The sequence below is a fragment of the Shouchella hunanensis genome (assembly GCF_028735875.1).
Taxonomy (GTDB): domain Bacteria; phylum Bacillota; class Bacilli; order Bacillales; family Bacillaceae_D; genus Shouchella; species Shouchella hunanensis.
On sequence record NZ_CP117834.1, the window covers coordinates 3,562,874 to 3,584,276 of the forward strand.

Genomic DNA, 21,403 nt, shown 5'->3' on the forward strand with positions numbered 1-21,403 from the left:
TCGTTATGTAAGCGTTATCAAAAAAACGATTAGCTTCTTCCTCATTCTTTTGCAAAAATCATGCCAACGATCTTATTAATCCGCACTTGTTTTAAAAGCTTATTTATAAGCAAATCTGTTCTGTAATTGACTTCTTTTTCCGATACTGTGTTCGATTAGCCGAACATATAAAACGTTTCAATTCTATTATTGTTCGAGAATTGGAACGCCATAGGAAATCTAAAAAAACCGTCCTTCTCATTCGAGAAAGCGGTTCTGACGTTTATGGCAACTGGTGTTTAGCAAGCTTTTCATAGAGGGTCGTCCGGCCAATGCCAAGTTGTTTAGCTGCTTCAGACTTATTGCCTTTTGCATTCTTTAAGCTTTGTACAATTGCTTCTTTTTCCGCATGTTCTAACTGAGTTGCTAAAGGTCGAATGTCCGCACAATGCCCCTGCTTTCGTTTCAATTCTTTTGGGAGGTAAGTTGGTGTAAACCAATCCCCAGGGTTCATTAAAGTTAAAGCGCGTTCCACGATATTTTCTAACTCGCGAATATTCCCAGGAAACTGGTAGTTTGTCAACAAATGCATCGTTTGAGAATCAACTCCTTTACTAGTCACCCCCAATATCGCCTCATATTTCGCTAATAGAAAATGAACAAGGGGTTCAATATCTGCCTTGCGGTCACGCAAAGCAGGTATTTTAAGTTCAATTACATTGAGACGATAATACAAATCAAGGCGAAACTCTCCTTTTTCTACAAGTGTTTGAAGTGATTGGTTTGTAGCAGCGACGACCCGTACATCAACTGATTTCGTCGTTAGACCACCTACACGTTCTACTTCTCTTTCCTGAAGAACACGAAGAAGTTTGACTTGCATATGTAGTGGAAGCTCGCCAATTTCATCAAGAAAAATAGTCCCACCGTCCGCCATTTCAAACTTTCCGAGCTTGCCGCCTTTTTTCGCTCCTGTAAATGAGCCCTCTTCATAGCCAAATAACTCAGCTTCAAGTAAGTCGTTCGGAATAGCAGCGCAATTTACTTTTACAAAAACCCCCATAGATCTAGAACTTGCCTGATGTATAGAGTGGGCAAAAAGCTCTTTTCCTGTACCGCTTTCTCCTAGTAAAAGAATAGTTGCCTGTCCTCTTGCGGCCTTCTTCGCCTCTTCTATTACATCTACGAATGCTCTACTTTCTCCAATTAAGTGTTGAAAAGAATAAGATGCTTTATTTCGATCTCGGAATTCACCTTTGTATTTACGGACCTCTTTCTCTAATGCGTTTAATCGACGAAAAAGCGCTGTAAATTGTCCAATGTTTTTAAATAATAACTTTCCAACTGCCCCAACAAGCTTTTCGTCCTGATACATGGGTGTTCGAGTAACGATGATATAATTGTTTCCCACCTTTTGTAGTTGAGCGGTCTCTTCTACTCCTGACTTTGCCACTATGTGCATACGAGTATTTGGAATTACCTCTGTAACATGTTTTCCAATGGACTCAGCCTGATTGATCTCAATAAAATCAGCATATGCTTGTGAAAATACTTGAACATAGCCATCTTTATCAACCATTACCAACCCATCGTATGTATGTTCAATCATATTAAGAAGGTTGCGCTCTTGAGCCTTTTCATTTGAAGCGGTTACATTCTTTGTGATGCTTAAAAAATAGAGTATACTTTCTACTCCTTTTATAGATATCGTTTCTTTTTGAACATTTACACTATCCCCCATCTGTTTAATTGCTGCACATATATGAGGAATCCATTCTTTTTCAAAAGAAGAGTGGTTACTTGCTCGGTAGTCATTCAATACTAATAGTTTTTCAGCAACAGTGTTAGAAGCGATCAGCGAAATGTCATTACGGACTACAAAAACAGCTGTCCATTCATGGTCGCTACCGCATTCTAATAAAGTGGCTAATTGTTGACGATCCATCTCTCTCTTCCCTTCTTCTACCTCACTTGTCCCAAAGAGTATACCATACAGCTATCTTTTAAAAGCACAGCCTATAGTTTTTTAGAACCTAAATGTGTATTGGCATAAAATTTGCATGGACACTACAGAGGATCTAGTTACTATATGGACAGTTACTTAGGAGGTAAAAACATGAAGAATAGCGAACAAGTTGTGGTAATTACAGGGGCAGCCAGTGGTATTGGCTTTCAACTTGCTCAAAGTTTTGCATCAAACGGAGCAAAAGTCGTGTTAGCAGATCGTGACGAGACACGCGTCAAACAAGCAGCAGCTCAATTGGTTGCTAAGGGTTATACAGCCCACCCTATTGTTGTCGATGTGACAAAAGAGGAAGATATTAAGCAAATGATTCAATTTACTGTAACACAATGCGGACGTTTAGATGTCTTGGTTAATAATGCAGGGATGCAGCATATTGCTCCTCTTGAACAATATGATACAGAACGTTATCGACTTCTCCTTTCAATTATGCTAGTGGGCCCATTTATGGCCATAAAGCATGCCATGCCTATAATGAAGAAACAAGGGTACGGACGAATTATTAACATGTCCTCTATTAATGGGATAATCGGCTTTGCCGGAAAAGCGGCTTACAATAGTGCTAAACATGGTATTATTGGCTTGTCTAAAGTAGCTGCCCTTGAATCTGCAGAGTGTAACATTACTGTTAACTGTATTGCTCCTGGTTACATAGATACGCCACTCGTACGAGCTCAATTAAAGGATCTAGCCTTTACTCGTAAAGTTGATGAAAAAAGAGTATTAGAAGACGTTATTTATCCACTTGTTCCGCAGAAACGGTTAATCACAGTTGAGGAAGTTGCAAGTATGGCGATTTATCTATGCTCCGAAGCAGCAAAAGGGATAACTGGTCAAACATTGGTTATTGATGGCGGCTACACAGTTCAATAAAACATTGTCACTAAGTAGACGCAGTTTTAATTCTTTAAAAACCATTCCATTCAGCTTTTATAAAAAACCCACAGTATTTTACCGACTACGTAAAAACTGTGGGTTTAAATTTTTTATACAAAGATTTTTTACAATGCCCTATACATAAAACATTTTTACGTAATACGGTGTACAGACCAAATGGTTCCAGCAGGTACAAAAGTACCGATGCTTAAATTAATAGTCAAACCACTTGAAACATAAAACACCCCTAGGACATCACCTGCATTGAGTTGAACGTCTGTAACAAGCGTGACTTCACCACTCCCCAATATAACTCGGAGTGTCAATAATAGTAATATGTTTACATCAAGTATAGGAATTAGTCCTGTAGTGATAGTTGTTGGATTTGGCGAGATTCTTTGAATGGTAAAAGACGGATTAACTCCTGTTCCTATCTGAGCGGCTAATGCAGCCGTTGTTCGGTAATTAATGATTGACTTAATCGAATACCTACCAGTAGCAGGAACTGTATAATTTCCTGTTACCGGATCAAATCCCGTACCTGTATAGAATGGACTATCTGTCGTCCATGCTGTAAGTTGACCAGAAGCACTTATTGTTGCCGAGCTTTTCACAGCAGAAAAACCGAACAATGAAACATTTGGACCAGTAGCCCCAGTAACACCGGTGGCTCCAGTAGGACCTGTAGCACCAGTGGCCCCAGTAACCCCAGTAGGTCCAGTTGCTCCAGTGACTCCAGTAGCTCCTGTAATGCCAGTGGCCCCAGTAACGCCAGTAGCTCCAGTGGCTCCGGTAGCACCTGTAATGCCAGTAACTCCAGTAGGTCCAGTAACACCGGTAGCACCTGTAATGCCAGTAACTCCAGTAGGTCCAGTAACCCCGGTAGCACCTGTAGCTCCTGTAATGCCAGTAGCTCCAGTAGGACCTGTAGCCCCAGTGGCTCCGGTAACGCCAGTAGGACCTGTAACGCCAGTAGAACCAGTAACACCAGTAACACCAGTGGACCCAGTAGCACCAGTAGCCCCAGTAACACCAGTAGGACCAGTAACGCCAGTGGACCCAGTAACACCAGTAGCACCAGTAGGTCCAGTAGCGCCAGTAACCCCCGTAGCACCAGTGACCCCGGTAGCACCAGTAGCCCCAGTAACACCAGTAGGACCAGAAACGCCAGTAGCTCCGGTAATCCCAGTAACACCAGTAGGACCTGTAGGTCCAGTGGCACCCGTAACGCCAGTAGCGCCAGTAACCCCAGTGGCACCTGTAATGCCAGTAACACCAGTAGCTCCGGTAACTCCTGTAGCCCCAGTAACGCCAGTAGCTCCGGTAATCCCAGTGGCACCCGTAACGCCAGTAGCCCCAGTAACCCCAGTGGCTCCGGTAGCTCCTGTAACTCCTGTAACTCCAGTAGCCCCAGTAGGTCCAGTAACTCCAGTAACTCCAGTAACCCCAGTAGCACCAGTGACCCCAGTAACCCCGGTAGCACCTGTAGATCCTGTAATGCCAGTAGCTCCAGTAGGACCTGTAGCCCCAGTAATGCCAGTGGACCCAGTAACACCGGTAACTCCTGTAGCACCAGTAGGACCTGTAGGTCCAGTGACTCCAGTAGGACCAGTAGCTCCTGTGACACCAGAAACGCCAGTAGCTCCAGTAGGACCTGTAACACCGGTAGCACCGGTAACTCCAGTAGCACCAGTGACTCCAGTAACCCCGGTAACGCCAGTAGCTCCGGTAGCACCAGTAGCTCCGGTAACTCCTGTTACTCCAGTAGCTCCAGTAACACCAGTGACTCCAGTGGCACCAGAAACGCCAGTAGGTCCAGTAGCTCCTGTAGCACCTGTAATGCCAGTAGCACCTGTAGCCCCAGTAGCCCCAGTGGCTCCAGTAACCCCAGTAGCTCCGGTAACTCCAGTAACACCAGTGACCCCAGTAGCACCAGTACCCCCAGTAGCACCAGTAACGCCAGTAACACCAGTGACCCCAGTAACACCGGTAGCTCCGGTAACTCCTGTAACACCAGTAGCCCCAGTAGCTCCTGTAGCACCTGTAGATCCTGTAATGCCAGTGGCACCAGTAACTCCAGTAGCCCCAGTAGCACCTGTAATGCCAGTGGACCCAGTAACACCTGTAGCCCCAGTAGCACCTGTAATGCCAGTGGACCCAGTAACCCCGGTAGCACCAGTAGGTCCAGTAGCCCCAGTAGCTCCTGTAGCACCTGTAGATCCTGTAATGCCAGTGGCACCAGTAACACCAGTAGCCCCAGTAGCCCCAGTAGCACCTGTAATGCCAGTGGACCCAGTAACCCCGGTAGCACCAGTAGGTCCAGTAGGTCCAGTAGCTCCAGTAACACCGGTGGCTCCAGTAACACCCGTAACTCCAGTAGCTCCAGTAATCCCAGTTACTCCTGTATCACCAGTAGGACCCGTAGGTCCAGTGGCTCCAGTAGGTCCTGTAACTCCTGTAGCCCCAGTAATGCCAGTGGACCCAGTAACACCTGTAGCCCCAGTAGCACCTGTAATGCCAGTGGACCCAGTAACCCCGGTAGCACCAGTAGGTCCAGTAGCCCCAGTAGCTCCTGTAGCACCTGTAGATCCTGTAATGCCAGTGGCACCAGTAACACCAGTAGCCCCAGTAGCACCTGTAATGCCAGTGGACCCAGTAACACCTGTAGCCCCAGTAGCCCCAGTAGCACCTGTAATGCCAGTGGCCCCAGTAACCCCGGTAGCACCAGTAGGTCCAGTAGGTCCAGTAGCTCCAGTAATCCCAGTAACACCGGTGGCTCCAGTAACACCGGTGGCTCCAGTAACACCCGTAGCTCCAGTAGCGCCAGTAACCCCAGTAGGACCTGTAGGTCCAGTGACTCCAGTAGGACCAGTAGCTCCTGTGACACCAGAAACGCCAGTAGCTCCAGTAGGACCTGTAACACCGGTAGCACCGGTAACTCCAGTAGCACCTGTAATGCCAGTGGCCCCAGTAACACCAGTAACACCCGTAGAACCAGTAACCCCGGTAGCACCAGTAACGCCAGTAACACCAGTAACACCCGTAACTCCAGTAACTCCAGTAGGTCCAGTAGCTCCTGTAGCACCTGTAATGCCAGTAGCACCTGTAGCCCCAGTAGCCCCAGTAGCCCCAGTAGCCCCAGTAGCCCCAGTGGCTCCAGTAACCCCAGTAGCTCCGGTAACTCCAGTAACACCAGTGACCCCAGTAGCACCAGTACCCCCAGTAGCTCCTGTAACTCCAGTAACACCAGTGACCCCAGTAACACCGGTAGCTCCGGTAACTCCTGTAACACCAGTAGCCCCAGTAGCACCTGTAATGCCAGTGGACCCAGTAACACCTGTAGCCCCAGTAGCTCCTGTAGCTCCTGTGACACCAGAAACGCCAGTAGCTCCGGTAACACCAGTGACTCCAGTAACCCCGGTAACGCCAGTAGCTCCGGTAGCACCAGTAGCTCCGGTAACTCCTGTTACTCCAGTAGCTCCAGTAACACCAGTGACTCCAGTGGCACCAGAAACGCCAGTAGGTCCAGTAGCTCCTGTAGCACCTGTAATGCCAGTAGCACCTGTAGCCCCAGTAGCCCCAGTGGCTCCAGTAACCCCAGTAGCTCCGGTAACTCCAGTAACACCAGTGACCCCAGTAGCACCAGTACCCCCAGTAGCACCAGTAACGCCAGTAACACCAGTGACCCCAGTAACACCGGTAGCTCCGGTAACTCCTGTAACACCAGTAGCCCCAGTAGCTCCTGTAGCACCTGTAGATCCTGTAATGCCAGTGGCACCAGTAACACCGGTAACTCCTGTAGCACCAGTAGGACCTGTAGGTCCAGTGACTCCAGTAGGACCAGTAGCTCCTGTGACACCAGAAACGCCAGTAGCTCCAGTAGGACCTGTAACACCGGTAGCACCGGTAACTCCAGTAGCACCTGTAATGCCAGTGGCCCCAGTAACACCAGTAACACCCGTAGAACCAGTAACCCCGGTAGCACCAGTAACGCCAGTAACACCAGTAACACCCGTAACACCCGTAACTCCAGTAGGTCCAGTAGCTCCTGTAGCACCTATAATGCCAGTAGCACCTGTAGCCCCAGTAGCCCCAGTAGCCCCAGTGGCTCCAGTAACCCCAGTAGCTCCGGTAACTCCAGTAACACCAGTGACCCCAGTAGCACCAGTAACGCCAGTAACACCAGTGACCCCAGTAACACCGGTAGCTCCGGTAACTCCTGTAACACCAGTAGCCCCAGTAGCTCCTGTAGCACCTGTAGATCCTGTAATGCCAGTGGCACCAGTAACTCCAGTAGCACCTGTAATGCCAGTGGACCCAGTAGCACCTGTAATGCCAGTGGACCCAGTAGCACCTGTAATGCCAGTGGACCCAGTAGCACCTGTAATGCCAGTGGACCCAGTAACACCTGTAGCCCCAGTAGCACCTGTAATGCCAGTGGACCCAGTAACCCCGGTAGCACCAGTAGGTCCAGTAGCCCCAGTAGCTCCTGTAGCACCTGTAGATCCTGTAATGCCAGTGGCACCAGTAACACCAGTAGCCCCAGTAGCACCTGTAATGCCAGTGGACCCAGTAACACCTGTAGCCCCAGTAGCCCCAGTAGCACCTGTAATGCCAGTGACCCCAGTAACACCGGTAGCTCCGGTAACTCCTGTAACACCAGTAGCCCCAGTAGCACCTGTAATGCCAGTGGACCCAGTAACACCTGTAGCCCCAGTAGCTCCTGTAGCTCCTGTGACACCAGAAACGCCAGTAGCTCCGGTAACACCAGTGACTCCAGTAACCCCGGTAGCACCAGTGACTCCAGTAACCCCGGTAACTCCTGTGGCTCCTGTAGCACCAGTAACACCCGTAGGTCCAGTGGCTCCTGTGACACCAGAAACGCCAGTAGCTCCTGTAGCTCCTGTGACACCAGAAACGCCAGTAGCTCCTGTAGCTCCTGTGACACCAGAAACGCCAGTAGCTCCGGTAACACCTGTTACTCCAGTAACCCCGGTAGCACCAGTAGGACCAGTAACACCAGTGGCTCCAGTAACCCCGGTAACGCCAGTAGCTCCGGTAGCACCAGTAGCTCCGGTAACTCCTGTTACTCCAGTAGCTCCAGTAACACCAGTGACTCCAGTGGCACCAGAAACGCCAGTAACTCCAGTAGCTCCGGTGGCTCCTGTAACTCCAGTAACCCCAGTAACTCCTGTAGCTCCGGTAACACCTGTTATTCCAGTAACCCCGGTAGCACCTGTAATGCCAGTAACTCCAGTAACACCAGTGACCCCAGTAACACCGGTAACACCGGTAACCCCAGTAACACCCGTAGGTCCAGTGGCTCCTGTGACACCAGAAACGCCAGTAGCTCCTGTAGCTCCTGTGACACCAGAAACGCCAGTAGCTCCGGTAACACCTGTTACTCCAGTAACCCCGGTAGCACCAGTAGGACCAGTAACACCAGTGGCTCCAGTAACCCCGGTAACGCCAGTAGCTCCGGTAGCACCAGTAGCTCCGGTAACTCCTGTTACTCCAGTAGCTCCAGTGGCACCAGAAACGCCAGTAACTCCAGTAGCTCCGGTGGCTCCTGTAACTCCAGTAACCCCAGTAACTCCTGTAGCTCCGGTAACACCTGTTATTCCAGTAACCCCGGTAGCACCTGTAATGCCAGTAACTCCAGTAACACCAGTGACCCCAGTAACACCGGTAACACCGGTAACCCCAGTAACACCCGTAGGTCCAGTGGCTCCTGTAGCTCCGGTAACTCCTGTAACTCCAGTAACCCCGGTAGCACCTGTAATGCCAGTAACTCCAGTAACACCAGTGACCCCAGTAACTCCTGTAACCCCGGTAGCCCCAGTAACGCCAGTAGGACCAGTAACGCCAGTGGCTCCAGTGGTACCAGTAACCCCGGTAGCCCCAGTAACGCCAGTAGGACCAGTAACGCCAGTGGCTCCAGTGGTACCAGTAACCCCGGTAGCCCCAGTAACACCAGTTGCTCCAGTGACTCCGGTAACTCCTGTAACACCAGTAGCCCCAGTAATGCCAATGGCTCCGGTAACTCCAGTAACCCCCGTAGGTCCAGTGGCTCCAGTAGCACCAGTAACCCCGGTAACTCCTGTAACCCCGGTAACTCCTGTAACCCCAGTAACTCCTGTAACCCCAGTAGCCCCAGTAATGCCAGTGGCTCCGGTAACTCCAGTAGGTCCAGTAACCCCAGTAACACCAGTGACTCCAGTGGCACCAGTAACTCCAGTCGCATCGTTACAATACCTACAATAGGCGCTGAATAAAGATCCTCCATTGGTTGCTGTTCTATTAAATTGGGCAATGCTTGAATTTATACAATAGTTAGATTTAGATATTCTTCTCATCATAAACAGCCCTTATATAGATATATTTTTATATGTAGGAAAAAAAGGCTTACTAAATGTTATTCAAAAGTTATGTAATTGTGTATTGTTTGAAATGAAGTTCCTACGATTTTAAGTTTTTAGGGCAATAAAGAACGTAGCCCTCTTAATAAAAAGTATATTTTCTTGCGAAGTTAAATACGAAAAGCCCAGATAATTTCATATCTGGGCTTGAATCTGAACGATTATCATGTAAAAAAGAGATGGCCACTTTAAGAGTGGTCTGTCTTAGTTGGTTTTTTTCTCGTTTTTATTCCAATTAAGAAGAATGCTGCAATAACTGCTAAGACGATAACGGTAAATGCAATGGTCGAGTTTAGTTGTTGGCTAAGTATGCCAAGTGCAATTCCTACTACTCCAAAGTCTGAATCACCAAACGTTGTACTTTGGAATCCTAGATCACCGAGGACAGGTAATAATAGAGCTGGTAAGAAACTAATAAAAACTCCGTTTACCATAGCCCCAATAATTGCTCCGCGTCTTCCACCAGTAGCATTCCCGAAAACCCCAGCTGCTGCACCTGTAAAGAAATGAGGTACTAGCCCTGGTACTATTACTGCTAAACCAAAGAGTGGTAGAAACATCATACTTATTAAACCAGCAGCGAAACTAAACAAAAACCCTATAATAACAGCGTTATTTGCAAATGGGAAAACAGCTGGTGCATCAAGTGCTGGCTTGGCATTTGGCACAATTTTGTCGGCAATCCCTTTAAAAGCAGGGACAATTTCTCCGAGCAACATTCTAACACCTGTAAGAATAATGTAAACGCCAGCAGCAAAGGCTAAAGCTTGCATAAGAGAAAACACAAGAAAGTTTTGTCCGCCACTCAACTGTGATTCAATGAATTCACTTCCCGTAAATAATGAAACGACAAGGAATAAAATGATCATCGTTAAGGATACTGCAACAGTGGTATCTCTTAAGAATCCAAGTGATTTAGGTACTTTTATTTCTTCTGTTGATTTTTCTTTATTGCCAAACCATTTTCCGATCGTTGCAGAAGCGTAATAGCCGAATGAACCAAAATGGCCAACAGCAATATCATCAGAACCTGTGATCTCACGAGTGAATGGTTGAAGCATAGCCGGCAGAAGCACCATTAGTGATCCTAGAATGATAGCGCCAAGTACGACCATTGGTACTCCAGCCATACCAGCAGTAGTTAAAATAACGGCTATTAAGCAAGCCATAAACATGATGTGGTGTCCAGTTAAAAAGATGTACTTAAAGGGTGTAATACGAGCAAAAAGAATATTTGCCATCATACCGAATAACATAATCATCGCTGTTTCAGTCCCAAATGCATCTTGCGCGATGGCAACAATTACTTCGTTATTTGGTATGACACCGTTTACATTGAACGCATGATTAAACATCGCACTAAATTGATCTAATGATTGTGTAATGACCATGGCACCTGCTCCTAAAATAACAAAGCCCAGTACGGTTTTTAAGGTTCCTGACACTACATCGGCAACTGCTTTTCTCTGAGCAAGTAAGCCGATGAGTGCAAAAAGACCAACGAGTAGTTCAGGAGTGCCTAAGAGATCATTCATGATGAAATCAATCATTGGTGACGACCTCCTTTAACTTATACATTTTGATTTAGTACTTCTCGTAATTCGTTTTTATCAAGTAAGTTTTTTAGTCCCACTACGTTTCGTGAACCATCCCTTAAATTTGAAACAATCTCTTCTGATCCAATATATACATCTGCGTTTTCTGTTTTAGCTGTTGTTAAGTCCGTGTGGGACACATCTGCTTGTTTATCTAAATCCTTTAGAATTTGCTTTGCATTCATTTCAACAATCATTGAACTTCCTAGTCCATTTCCACATACGACTAATACTTTTTTCATTGTTCTTGTCCTCCTTCATTCTCCTTGTGAAGAATGGTTTCAATTTGTGAAGCTGATGTACTTGCCAAGATCTCTTGAACGTTCTCCTGTTCTGAAAGCAACTCTGAGAGTTGGGATAACGCTTTAAGATGAGTCTCATTATCGATTGCCGCTAAAACAATGATTATTTGTGCATTGTGCTTGGCCTCATTAGAAAAAGAAACAGGTTCATTTAGTTTCAACATACTAATTCCAAGCTTTTTAACGCCCTCTTCTGGTCTTGCGTGCGGCATCGCAATAGATGGCGCGATTACAATATAAGGGCCGTTTGTTGTTACATTGTGAATCATGGCATCAATATAGGACTCATCAATATATTCGTTTCGCAATAGCGGCTGAGCAGCTATTGTAATTGCTTCCTGCCAAGAAGAAACGTTTGGCTGGACCTGAATCATGCTCTTGTCTACTATCTCCTGTAACATCGGTTTATACACCTCAAGTCTCAATCTAGATGGACGAAAGAATGGTTCTAATTGACGAATTAGCGCATTTCGATCGTGTATATCAGCATTTTTCTCAATAATTTGCAGAACGCTTTCAAAATCAGACTGCTTTAAGCGTTCAGGATCCATAAAGCTTTGTAACTCACGGAAGATATGTGCCTTTTCGTGATCTCCAAGAATTGCAGGAACATAAATGATTGGAATGAGAGAATCGCTTATAAAGGTTGTAGAAAATGCGAGATCTACTTTCCTATCGTACTTATTAAACATACGTACCGGAATATACGTAAGAAATTCTATCTCGGGTAATAAGACTTCCAATTGCGAGAAAAGCATCGACGAAGCAGCAATTCCATTCTCACAAATCACAACCGCTTTATATGCTTTTTTTCGATTTTCCCTTTTTCGGTTAATCCATCCCCCAAAGTGCATTGCAATAAGCGCAACTTCTTCGCTTGGAATTGGTCGCTTCATGTACTCTTCGAGAGGTTTTAAAGCTTGTTCAGTCAATGTATAGATTTCTTTAAGCTGGTGTTCAATTAATGGTAAATACCGATGATTGAGTTGTTCATTATATTTTAATCTGTAATAGGCAGGTTTAATGTGTGCTACTAAATTCTTGTATAAGCGGTCTTTTTCTTGAAAATTAACCCCACTATGATATTCAAAGCGTTCAATGATCTCTTTCGTTAACGTAAGCACATCAGTTTGTTCATCTTGTCGATCCCGGGTATGAATATCCGTCACCCGTGAGCTTAACAGCCGAATCACAAATAAAATGCACTCAGGTTGCTTCAATAAACGAAAGCCTTGATGAGCAAGACGTTCAGACATTTGTTCTACAACCTTGTAAGCCTGTGAATGAAGAAGCACTTGCTGTTCCTCTACTTCTATCCATAGCTTGTTAATTGATCGATAAGACAAAAAAAGAATTGATAGCTTTAAAGACATTGCTACTTGTTCATTAAATGTTAGTGATAACGTTTGCTCCAGACGTTCAATTTCATTACGAAGCCGTTGTTCTATATTGTCTATTTGAGGTTCCACTAGATTAAAAAGCAACGTTTTTACTTCATTAAGCTCCTCACCAGCAATAACATAGACAACTGTTTGAATCACTCGCCATATATCAGAATCAGCTCCGTCTATACGATAACCATCTTGTTTCGAACGAATCAGTTCAACCTGATACTCATTAAACAGCCTTGAAACGGCAGTTAGATCTTTAAACAATGTTCCGCGACTCACTTGAACGAGATCCATCAATGCTTGAGCCGTTGTATTTGTTGGCCGGAGCAATAAACTGGCTGCAATGATGTAGTGCCGTTCTAGTTGAGTGAATCGATAATCCCATTGATTTTTTAACGCGATTAAATTAGCTAACCTTGTCTTCGTGTCAAAAGATAAAGATATACCTTTACGATATTCGCGTTGGATTGGATGTACTTGATTTTCTAACAACCAATAATCAATTTCATTAAAATCATTATAAAGTGTACGTTTTGACACGCCGAGACGGGCTGCTAATTCAGCAGGATCGATCGGTGTTTTTGCAGAGTGTAGATAGGATAAAATGATTATGCGTCGTTGATCAAGAACCACAAAGATTGCTCCTTACAGAATATAATTTTGCACATTATCTCATAACCTAAATGGAGTATAAACGGAAACAATCAAAGTGTTAATAGGTTTTACCGAACAATAAGCGTACAATTCAATTGTGAAAAACTATACGCAGGTTCATGTAGTACTATTATGGACAAAAAAAGAGAATAACATGAATGGTTATTCTCTAAAAAACAGATGAGTTTATTTTAAAGCACTACCTAGCATGCCCGTAATAAAGTGCTTTTGCATGGCGAGGAAAAAAATAAGAATTGGAACGGTTGCTATTGTGATCCCCATCATCACTTGACCGTAATCCGTATACGATACCCCACTTAACGTTGAAAGCGCTACTGGGAACGTATACATATCTGGTGTCCGAATGGCGATAAGCGGCCACATAAAATTGTTCCATTGAAACATAAATAGGAAAATCGATGTTGCAGCTAAAGCTGGTTTCATTGATGGTAACACAATTTGCATAAAAATTCGCCATTCCCCTGCACCATCTAAGCGTGCTGATTCTAATAACTCTGTGGGAAAAGATAGAAAGTTTTGTCTCATAAGAAAAATGGCGAATGGGTAACAAAGTTGTGGCGCAATTAATGCAAAATACGTATTCAATAAATTGAAATTTGCCATCATCTGAAATAAAGGAATTAACGTAGCTTGATACGGTATCATCATTGATAGTAAAAAGACTGTGAAGATAACATTTCTTCCTTTAAATGAAAATTTTGCAAATGCATAAGCGGCTGTCGTACTAATCGCTAACGCAAGCACGACATACAAACCTGCTACGAATAGTGAATTAAATAATACTCGCCAAATGCCGACATTATTATCTAAATTTCTTAGATTCTCCATAAAATGACTACCAGGTATAAAAGTCGGTGGACTCGCAAACATGGAAGAAGATGGATTCGTTGCACCGATAAACATCCAATAAAATGGAAATACTGAAATAATTAAAAAGACGAGTAAAAAACCATACATACTTACTTTGCCTAACAAATGTTTCCGTCCAGTTTTTGTTTTCATTATTTATCACCTGTTACTTTAAATTGAATAATAGATAAAACCGCCACAAGCATCACAACTACATAGGCTACTGCACTTGCATAGTTAAAATCGAAATATTCAAATCCATTTTCATAAATGTACAAGCCTAAAGTCATTGTTGAGTTAGCTGGACCTCCACCTGTAAGGTTAAATGGTTCATCAAATAACTGAAGTGTGCCGATTGTTGATAGAATTCCCGTAAACAAAATGACTGGTTTTAAACTTGGAATTGTGATGGAAAAGAACTGCCTTATCTTCCCTGCGCCATCCATTTTAGCTGCTTCATACATCTCATGGGGAATATTTTGTAAAGCAGCGAGGTAGATAATCATGTTATAACCTGTCCATCGCCATGTCATAGCAAGTACAATGGAAATCTTAGCCCAAGTTCCATCTGTTAACCATGGAATAGCAGACATTCCGAAATTTGTAATCAGTTCATTTATAAGCCCATTATCTTGTAATAGAACTGAAAATAATAATGAATAGGCAACTAACGACGTGACGGCTGGTAAAAAGAACGATACTCGAAAGAAGCCCTTTAGACGCAACAGTTGACTATTTAACACATTTGCCAAGATCATTGATAAAAGTAGCATGAATGGCACTTGTAAAATGAAAATGATAAATGTATTTACGAGTGCCGTCTGAAAGATCGAATCATGAATCAGTCGTATGTAATTGTCAAATCCAGTAAAGACATAGCTACCACCTTCGAATTTTTGAAAGCTAAGTACGATGGAAGCGACAATTGGATAAGCTGTAAAAAGTAAAAATAAAATAACCGCTGGTGCTAAAAATACATAGGGGGTTGCCTTAGATCGGTTCATGACACAGCCCTCTTTCTTTAAAATCGGTGAAGCAACGTACATAACTTCACCGATTCTGTTTTTATAAAATTACTTAATTCATTCTGTTTTGTAACTGTTGCTCGGCTCGTGTCATCACATCTGTTACATCGGCTCCATTCGCGGCATCAGACTGCGCCGTTTCTGTTTCGTCTCGAGCGATGGAATAATTACCTGTATAATTTACAGAAGGAATATCATCCATCATACTAGCGAAGAGCTCCCAAATAGCTTGATCTCCGAAGTAACTAATTGGAGAAGTGAATAGATCATTGTCATAAATCGTATTAAGAGAAGGAAACAGTCCGTTCTCCATTGCAGTTAGCTGAACATCATCAGAAGTAGAAAAATATTCCATAAAATCATAAGCAAGGTCAGGATTAGCCGTTTGTGCTGAGATCATGTAATTGCTTCCTCCTAAGTTAGAAGCCCGGTTGCCGCCAGCTTCCATTGCCGGTAGTGGGAAAACTCCCCATTGTCCTTCTAAATCTGGCGCCTGCTCTGTTAACGAACCTGTTAACCATGCCCCGGTTGGTGCTGTAGCAACAGTACCATTGGCCAAGCCTGTTAACCATGCATCCCAACCTACTAAATTTTCATTCAACCCTTCTTGATGTAAGCGCTGAATGACTTCCATCGCTTTTATCGACTCATCGGACGCGAGAGCAACTTCTTCATTCTCATCAAAATAAAATGTGCCTTGCTGATTTAACATCATACGGTAGACACCATCATCATTACTGATGTCAATACCAGTTAACGCAACATCCAATTCGTCTCGCAATGTATGACCAGCTTCAATAAAATCATCCCATGTTTCAATTTCGTCTGCATTAATACCAGCTTCTTCAAACAAGTCTGTTCGATAAAATATACCAGCTGGACCCGCATCAAAAGGAAAACCATACACTCCGCCGTCGACGGTTAGTAATTCCGTTTTAAAGGCAGGAAATTTGTCATTGTGAGCTTCTTCAAAATCATACTCAGAAATGTCTAAAAAAGCGTCTTTAAAATTTGAAAGATACCCTTGAACTCGATCATCTTCAACAAGCATAATATCAGGTAAGCCTTCTCCGTTTGCCTGAAGTCCAGTTGTAATTCGCTGATAAACATCTGGTGTTCCTACTTCAATAATCTCCAGGTCAAAATCTGGATGATCTTCTGCGAATTGAGCAGCTGCTTCTTCAAGTACAGGGATATTAATATTCCAAGCCCACGCGGTTAGTGTTTGATCATCTGATGTTCCGTTACTCCCTGACCCTCCACAAGCGGATAAAGAAACAAGCGCTACTAGTGATGATGCATATAATAAAGTTTTTTTCATGTTCATGCTCCTCTCAATATGTATGATGCGGTCGTGCATTTTGGTATCGCTTACAATTACAGGCTTACCTACTCTTTTTTTGAACTATTTAAGAATTCAACCGAAAGAAACCGGTTTCAGTTAACTTTAAAAAAGAAACTCTTTTTTGTCAACAAGCAATTTTCACTTTCTGTTTTTTTCGTAATAAATGAAAAAATGAAGCTTCACTTTGACTACACTCGAAAACAATTCTATACTTCTAATAGAAAAATGAGAAAGGGAAGCGATAACGAATGTTGAAGAAAGACGGTGTGACAATTTACCGGATTGCCAAAGAAGCAAATGTTTCGCCTGCCACTGTATCAAGGGTTTTAACTGGAAGCGCAAATGTTAGAGAACCAGCTAAATCTAGAGTCTTAGCGTTAATTAATAAATACAATTTCAAGCCAAATGTAATGGCACAAAGTTTATATTTAAAACAATCAAAAATGCTAGGGATTATTCTTCCAGATATTGATCACCCCTTCTATTCGATGATTGTTAAAGAGCTTGAGAGGCAAGCCCTTGAAAAAGGTTATACGTGTTTATTGTGCAATTCCATGCAAAATTTCTCTATTGAGCAAGCTTATTTAGACAATCTGATTTCACGCCAAGTTGACGGGATTGTTTTTCTAGGAGGTCGAATTAATCAAACCCACCCTACAGAAGAACTTCGAGCAGGAATGATTGACGCACTAAAACATGTCCCTATTGTTTTTGTTAATGGCAAAATGGAAGGGGTAGACGCTCATACAATACGAACAGATGAAGCCAGTGGTGTTCGGCGTTTACTTGAACTACTTGCTCACCACGGTCATCGAGAGATTGGCTTATTAGGGGGTGAGGTTGGGGTTTCATCCACAGATGAAAAGGTGAGTGTTTTCCTAGAAACCATGAAAGAAAAAGGATTAATCTTTAAAGAAGATTGGATTCATAGTAGCGGTTATAGTATAGAGGCTGGAGAAAAAGATGCGACACACCTCATTCACCTTGACGATAGACCAACAGCTGTCTTATGTATGAATGATTTTGTTGCGATTGGAGCCATAAAACGGTTCAGAAAGTTTGGATTAAAAGTTCCTGGTGATATTTCTGTAACGGGCTTTGATGATACGTATTTAGCTGAACACTTCCCTCCTGGTGTGACGTCTGTTAATCACAATTACCAAAAGCTAGCGAAAAAAACCATAGAGACATTGGTTGGTTTGATTGCACATGAAGAACAACAAAAAGAAGCGATTATCCCAACATATGTGACAGTAAGAAATTCTTGTGAAGAATGGCAACACTAGCTACTTTTCGATGCGTTACCATTCTTCGCACCTTATTTTCGAAAAAATACTTTTAAAAGATTGACAAAAGTTCAAAATCGATATACCTTTATTTGAAACCGGTTTCTTTTTGAGGAGTACTTTTTTAGAAACGATACATAGTTCGTTAAAGGAGATGAATGATTATGTCAAAACAATTAACTTGGGGCATTCTTGGAACCGCTACCATCGCAAAACAATCAATGATTCCTGGTATTTTGGAATCCAGTACAGGATCTATTGGAGCAATAGCAAGTCGATCTCTTGATAAAGCGCAAGCTTTCGCTTCGGAATTCTCCATCCCGACAGCATATGGATCATATGAAGAATTAGTTGCCGATCCTTCTATAGACGCGGTATACATTCCGCTACCAAATCATCTACATAAAGAATGGGTAATCCGGTCCGCTGAAGCAAAAAAACATGTATTATGCGAGAAACCAATTTCATTGAATCGATTAGAACTTGAGGAAATGAAACGTGTATGTGAAGAAAATGGCGTGTTATTACTTGATGCCTTTATGTATCGGTACCAAGAACGCTACACACAGATTAAAAACCACATTAAGAATGGTGATATTGGCGAACTAAGAGGAATTAGAAGCTCCTTCTCGTTTAATAATGCTGGGGCACTTGATAACTTTCGCATGAAGAAGGAATTCGGTGGAGGTAGTTTATACGATATTGGTGTATATCCACTTAGTTTGGCACGTATGATTTTCGAAGAAGAACCAGAGGCCATTACGGTTCACTCTTTTTCTCCAGATTCCCATAACGGTGTCGACATGTCAGCAGCAGGGTTAGTTGAGTTTAACAATGGACGCTTTCTAACTTTTGATTGTGGCATGTGGACAGCCTACCGCAATGACGCTGAACTACTTGGCTCAACAGGTCGCATTCTTATTCCCGATCCTTTTACTGGTGGTTTAGAAGGATTTCAGCTTATTCAAGGAAGTGAAACGCGTCAAATTGATGTAGAAGATACTAACCATTATGCAAAGCAAGCTGATTATTTCGCTCACGTCGTATGGGGTGAAACGGCCAATCGCTTTGGCGTTGAGGATTCTCTTGCAAATATGCGTTTACTTGATGGAGCGCTTGAATCACAAGAAAAACGAGAAAGAGTGGTGTTGTAAGACAATGTTAAAAACAATTCAACTAGAGGGGCTATCCTCCCCTGTGTCCTCTCTCATTATGGGATCTGATTATTTCACCCCTGAAAATCAAGACACAGCTAGCCAAATGATAGAGAACTATTTACGTATCGGTGGTAACACAATTGATACGGCGTTTATTTACAGTGGCGGATTAAGTGAACAAGCAATTGGAAATTGGTTGGATAATGGAAACCGCGATCGCGTTAATATTTGGACAAAAGGTGGTCACCCAAATCAAAACGGGCACACCATTACTAAAGCAGCGTTACAGGAGCAACTTAAAATAAGTCTCGACCGATTAAAAACCGATCATGTTGAACTATATGCCCTCCATCGTGATGACCCTACTGTTCCTGTTGGCCACATTTTGGAATGGCTTAATGAGTTTGTCGAAGACGGCTATATCTCTACTTTTGGTGGATCGAATTGGGAGACTTCTCGTTTGGAAGAAGCAAACCAGTATGCATCAACACACGGGTTACGCGGTTTTTCATTTTCAAGTCCAAATTTAAGTCTTGCAAAGGCAAAAGAAGCTTATTGGCCTGGTTGCATCAGCTTAGATGCTTCCGCCATTAAATGGCACCAGCAGTCAAATATTCCTGTACTATCATGGTCATCTCAAGCTAGAGGATTTTTTACAGGTCGTTTTGATCGAAACGATTTTTCTAACGAAGATCTTGTACGTGTTTTTTATAATGATGACAATTGGAAACGATTTGATCGTGCAGCAGAGCTAGCGGATAAAAAAGGCGTAACGACTATTGAAATCGCACTGGCTTATGTATTAAATCAATCATTCCCAACAGCTGCTATTATCGGGCCTCAAAACAAAGAAGAGATGGTATCTTGTGCGCAAGGGGCAAGTATCGTATTGTCAGAAGACGAAATTAATTGGCTTAACTTGGATGTTGCTACACACTCTTCTTAATTCTTATAAACTAAGTGACAATAAAAAGGTACAGAAGGAGACCCTTCTGTACCTTTTCTCTAGAATTCTTGTTTCGGTGCAGACTGAGAGTGAACAAGATCATATTCAACTTCTTGTTTTGGAGGAGACTTTTCATCTACACTATAGTATCCAAATTCTTGTTTTGGGCTAGCATCAATGCTTCCTGATGGAAGTAACAAAGACACTACGATCAACATAGACGTAAAAAAGACGGACATTTTCTTCAAGTTTGATCAACTCCTAGTATAGTTCGTTTTCTTGACATTTCGAGTGCATATTCAGAAAACACTAAAGCTGTTTCGAACTTGTCTTGTTGTTTAAAATGATTTGCTATTTCCTCGCCAAGCTCTTGGCACTCAAAGTAATTTTCTCCTGATTCCAGTTTTCGTAAACCTTCCTCTATCAGAAGTATATCATTATTGAGGTATAATCCACGACAAATTAAGCATTTAGCTACTATCTCCTCTGATTGGTGCTGTGTAGCAACAGCCTCTAATTCTTCTAGACCACCTTTGTATTGACCCGTTCTCATGTACAGATGAGTTAAATGATACTGTGCTTTTAAGGCTAAGGGCGATGTGGAGAATGCTTCGTAAGTAAGCGCTTCTTTAAAATAGAAAATCGCTTCATCAAAATGTGTTAGCATAATGCGATTCGCACCCATGTTATATAAGTTCAATGCATAGGTATATGGGAATGGCGTAGATGCTTTCAAGATTTCGGCATAGAGTCGTTCTGCCTCATCGTAACGTCTTAGCTCTGTATTGATTGCAGCTAAGACTTGTTTGCATGTAATTTCATTCAGTCGATACGTGTCGTTTTTTTCGAAAAACTCTAATGCTTGTTCCATATAGGAAAAAGCAAATGTATATTGATCGATTCGATAATAACTGATACCTAATTTTTGATAGAACTCTGCTTTTTCTGCAGAATCATTGACTTTTTCGATTAAACGTTCTGCTATTTTATAAGTACGAATGGCTGATTTGTAACGTCCATGCATAAATTCTGCCTGTCCTGAAACGTAATAATACATAAAGCGTAAGTAATCATCTGTCTCAACACAAACATCGTATAAGCTGTCTTCATCGACATTAGCACCTTGTTCCTGTCTATTTCGTAGTAATTGAAATCGAAAATCAATTAACTGATAATAAGCCAACATTTTGTCATCTGGCTCCATTTGTTTAACGAGTGCATCTACATCACTTTTTAATTCTTTTGCAGATTGAAGATCACCACTAATCATACAACTATGCCATTGCACTAGACTTTCTCCAACGAGCTCTGCTGATAAGACGTTCAACATCATCCCTCTTTTCAAGTTAGTTAAACGATTCATAAATAGTTTACAATTTTTATAATAGAAAATATACCCTTTTAGTAAAGGTACACGAATCTTCCATAATTTTATACTCCTTTATTTAGAACAATGTTATCGCCTCCATTGAGTTAAAAGTTAAAAACGCCTTTTAAGGGCGTTTTAGGTTAATGCTTAGTGTAAAAAACGTAAA

General features: G+C 42.8%; 14 protein-coding genes. 4 read left to right on the forward strand and 10 right to left on the reverse strand.

What is annotated here, in order from left to right; all coding sequences use genetic code 11:
- Window positions 1-262: 262 nt before the first annotated feature.
- A complete protein-coding gene (locus tag PQ477_RS18285; protein ID WP_274272653.1) occupies window positions 263-1,924 on the reverse strand; it encodes a sigma-54 interaction domain-containing protein in 1,662 nt (553 codons plus the stop codon).
- 171 nt (window positions 1,925-2,095) lie between these two features.
- Here PQ477_RS18285 and PQ477_RS18290 point away from each other — a divergent pair, with 171 nt between their 5' ends.
- The gene (locus PQ477_RS18290) at window positions 2,096-2,875 is read left to right on the forward strand and encodes a 3-hydroxybutyrate dehydrogenase (RefSeq protein WP_144558993.1); all 780 of its coding nucleotides are present in this window, start codon (window positions 2,096-2,098) and stop codon (window positions 2,873-2,875) included.
- Window positions 2,876-3,030: 155 nt separating this feature from the next.
- Here PQ477_RS18290 and PQ477_RS18295 read toward each other — a convergent pair whose 3' ends face one another.
- From PQ477_RS18295 to PQ477_RS18325, 7 genes are all read right to left on the reverse strand, one after another.
- Complete coding sequence (locus tag PQ477_RS18295; protein ID WP_274272654.1) at window positions 3,031-9,237, reverse strand: beta strand repeat-containing protein; 6,207 nt, start codon at window positions 9,235-9,237, stop codon at window positions 3,031-3,033.
- A 248-nt stretch (window positions 9,238-9,485) separates the two neighbouring features.
- Window positions 9,486-10,847: a PTS ascorbate transporter subunit IIC gene (gene ulaA, locus PQ477_RS18300; protein ID WP_274272655.1), complete on the reverse strand. Its 1,362-nt coding sequence runs from the start codon at window positions 10,845-10,847 to the stop codon at window positions 9,486-9,488.
- 20 nt (window positions 10,848-10,867) lie between these two features.
- A complete protein-coding gene (locus PQ477_RS18305; RefSeq protein WP_035397753.1) occupies window positions 10,868-11,134 on the reverse strand; it encodes a PTS sugar transporter subunit IIB in 267 nt (88 codons plus the stop codon).
- Complete coding sequence (locus PQ477_RS18310; protein WP_274272656.1) at window positions 11,131-13,218, reverse strand: BglG family transcription antiterminator; 2,088 nt, start codon at window positions 13,216-13,218, stop codon at window positions 11,131-11,133. The genes PQ477_RS18305 and PQ477_RS18310 overlap by 4 nt, the downstream gene beginning before the upstream one ends.
- Before the next feature lie 207 nt (window positions 13,219-13,425).
- Window positions 13,426-14,262, reverse strand: coding sequence for a carbohydrate ABC transporter permease (locus PQ477_RS18315; protein ID WP_274272657.1), 837 nt, complete (start codon window positions 14,260-14,262; stop codon window positions 13,426-13,428).
- Window positions 14,262-15,113, reverse strand: coding sequence for a carbohydrate ABC transporter permease (locus PQ477_RS18320; RefSeq protein WP_060706000.1), 852 nt, complete (start codon window positions 15,111-15,113; stop codon window positions 14,262-14,264). Before PQ477_RS18320 ends, PQ477_RS18315 begins: the two co-directional genes overlap by 1 nt.
- Window positions 15,114-15,186: 73 nt before the next feature.
- On the reverse strand, window positions 15,187-16,455 hold the full coding sequence (locus tag PQ477_RS18325) for an ABC transporter substrate-binding protein (protein ID WP_144558996.1): 1,269 nt from the start codon (window positions 16,453-16,455) through the stop codon (window positions 15,187-15,189).
- Between the two features lie 272 nt (window positions 16,456-16,727).
- Between PQ477_RS18325 and PQ477_RS18330 the strand changes: the two genes are divergently transcribed.
- From PQ477_RS18330 to PQ477_RS18340, 3 genes are all read left to right on the forward strand, one after another.
- Window positions 16,728-17,765: a LacI family DNA-binding transcriptional regulator gene (locus PQ477_RS18330; protein ID WP_060705999.1), complete on the forward strand. Its 1,038-nt coding sequence runs from the start codon at window positions 16,728-16,730 to the stop codon at window positions 17,763-17,765.
- Window positions 17,766-17,929: 164 nt separating this feature from the next.
- Window positions 17,930-18,919, forward strand: a complete 990-nt coding sequence (locus PQ477_RS18335) for a Gfo/Idh/MocA family protein (RefSeq protein ID WP_274272658.1) — start codon at window positions 17,930-17,932, stop codon at window positions 18,917-18,919.
- 4 nt (window positions 18,920-18,923) lie between these two features.
- Window positions 18,924-19,868, forward strand: a complete 945-nt coding sequence (locus tag PQ477_RS18340) for an aldo/keto reductase (protein ID WP_274272659.1) — start codon at window positions 18,924-18,926, stop codon at window positions 19,866-19,868.
- A 59-nt stretch (window positions 19,869-19,927) separates the two neighbouring features.
- Here the strand turns inward: PQ477_RS18340 and PQ477_RS18345 are convergent, their stop codons facing one another.
- The gene (locus tag PQ477_RS18345; RefSeq protein WP_035397740.1) at window positions 19,928-20,116 is read right to left on the reverse strand and encodes a hypothetical protein; all 189 of its coding nucleotides are present in this window, start codon (window positions 20,114-20,116) and stop codon (window positions 19,928-19,930) included.
- Window positions 20,113-21,195, reverse strand: coding sequence for a response regulator aspartate phosphatase (locus PQ477_RS18350; protein ID WP_052008226.1), 1,083 nt, complete (start codon window positions 21,193-21,195; stop codon window positions 20,113-20,115). The genes PQ477_RS18345 and PQ477_RS18350 overlap by 4 nt, the downstream gene beginning before the upstream one ends.
- Window positions 21,196-21,403 lie beyond the last annotated feature (208 nt).

What these genes read in the sequence shown, in the direction of transcription:
- ulaA (WP_274272655.1), bottom strand. Translation starts at nt 10,847, where the DNA reads ATGATTGATTTCATCATGAATGATCTCTTAGGCACTCCTGAACTACTC.
- PQ477_RS18330 (WP_060705999.1), top strand. Translation starts at nt 16,728, where the DNA reads ATGTTGAAGAAAGACGGTGTGACAATTTACCGGATTGCCAAAGAAGCA.
- PQ477_RS18305 (WP_035397753.1), bottom strand. Translation starts at nt 11,134, where the DNA reads ATGAAAAAAGTATTAGTCGTATGTGGAAATGGACTAGGAAGTTCAATG.
- PQ477_RS18295 (WP_274272654.1), bottom strand. Translation starts at nt 9,237, where the DNA reads ATGATGAGAAGAATATCTAAATCTAACTATTGTATAAATTCAAGCATT.
- PQ477_RS18285 (WP_274272653.1), bottom strand. Translation starts at nt 1,924, where the DNA reads ATGGATCGTCAACAATTAGCCACTTTATTAGAATGCGGTAGCGACCAT.
- PQ477_RS18325 (WP_144558996.1), bottom strand. Translation starts at nt 16,455, where the DNA reads ATGAAAAAAACTTTATTATATGCATCATCACTAGTAGCGCTTGTTTCT.
- PQ477_RS18340 (WP_274272659.1), top strand. Translation starts at nt 18,924, where the DNA reads ATGTTAAAAACAATTCAACTAGAGGGGCTATCCTCCCCTGTGTCCTCT.
- PQ477_RS18320 (WP_060706000.1), bottom strand. Translation starts at nt 15,113, where the DNA reads ATGAACCGATCTAAGGCAACCCCCTATGTATTTTTAGCACCAGCGGTT.
- PQ477_RS18290 (WP_144558993.1), top strand. Translation starts at nt 2,096, where the DNA reads ATGAAGAATAGCGAACAAGTTGTGGTAATTACAGGGGCAGCCAGTGGT.
- PQ477_RS18335 (WP_274272658.1), top strand. Translation starts at nt 17,930, where the DNA reads ATGTCAAAACAATTAACTTGGGGCATTCTTGGAACCGCTACCATCGCA.
- PQ477_RS18315 (WP_274272657.1), bottom strand. Translation starts at nt 14,262, where the DNA reads ATGAAAACAAAAACTGGACGGAAACATTTGTTAGGCAAAGTAAGTATG.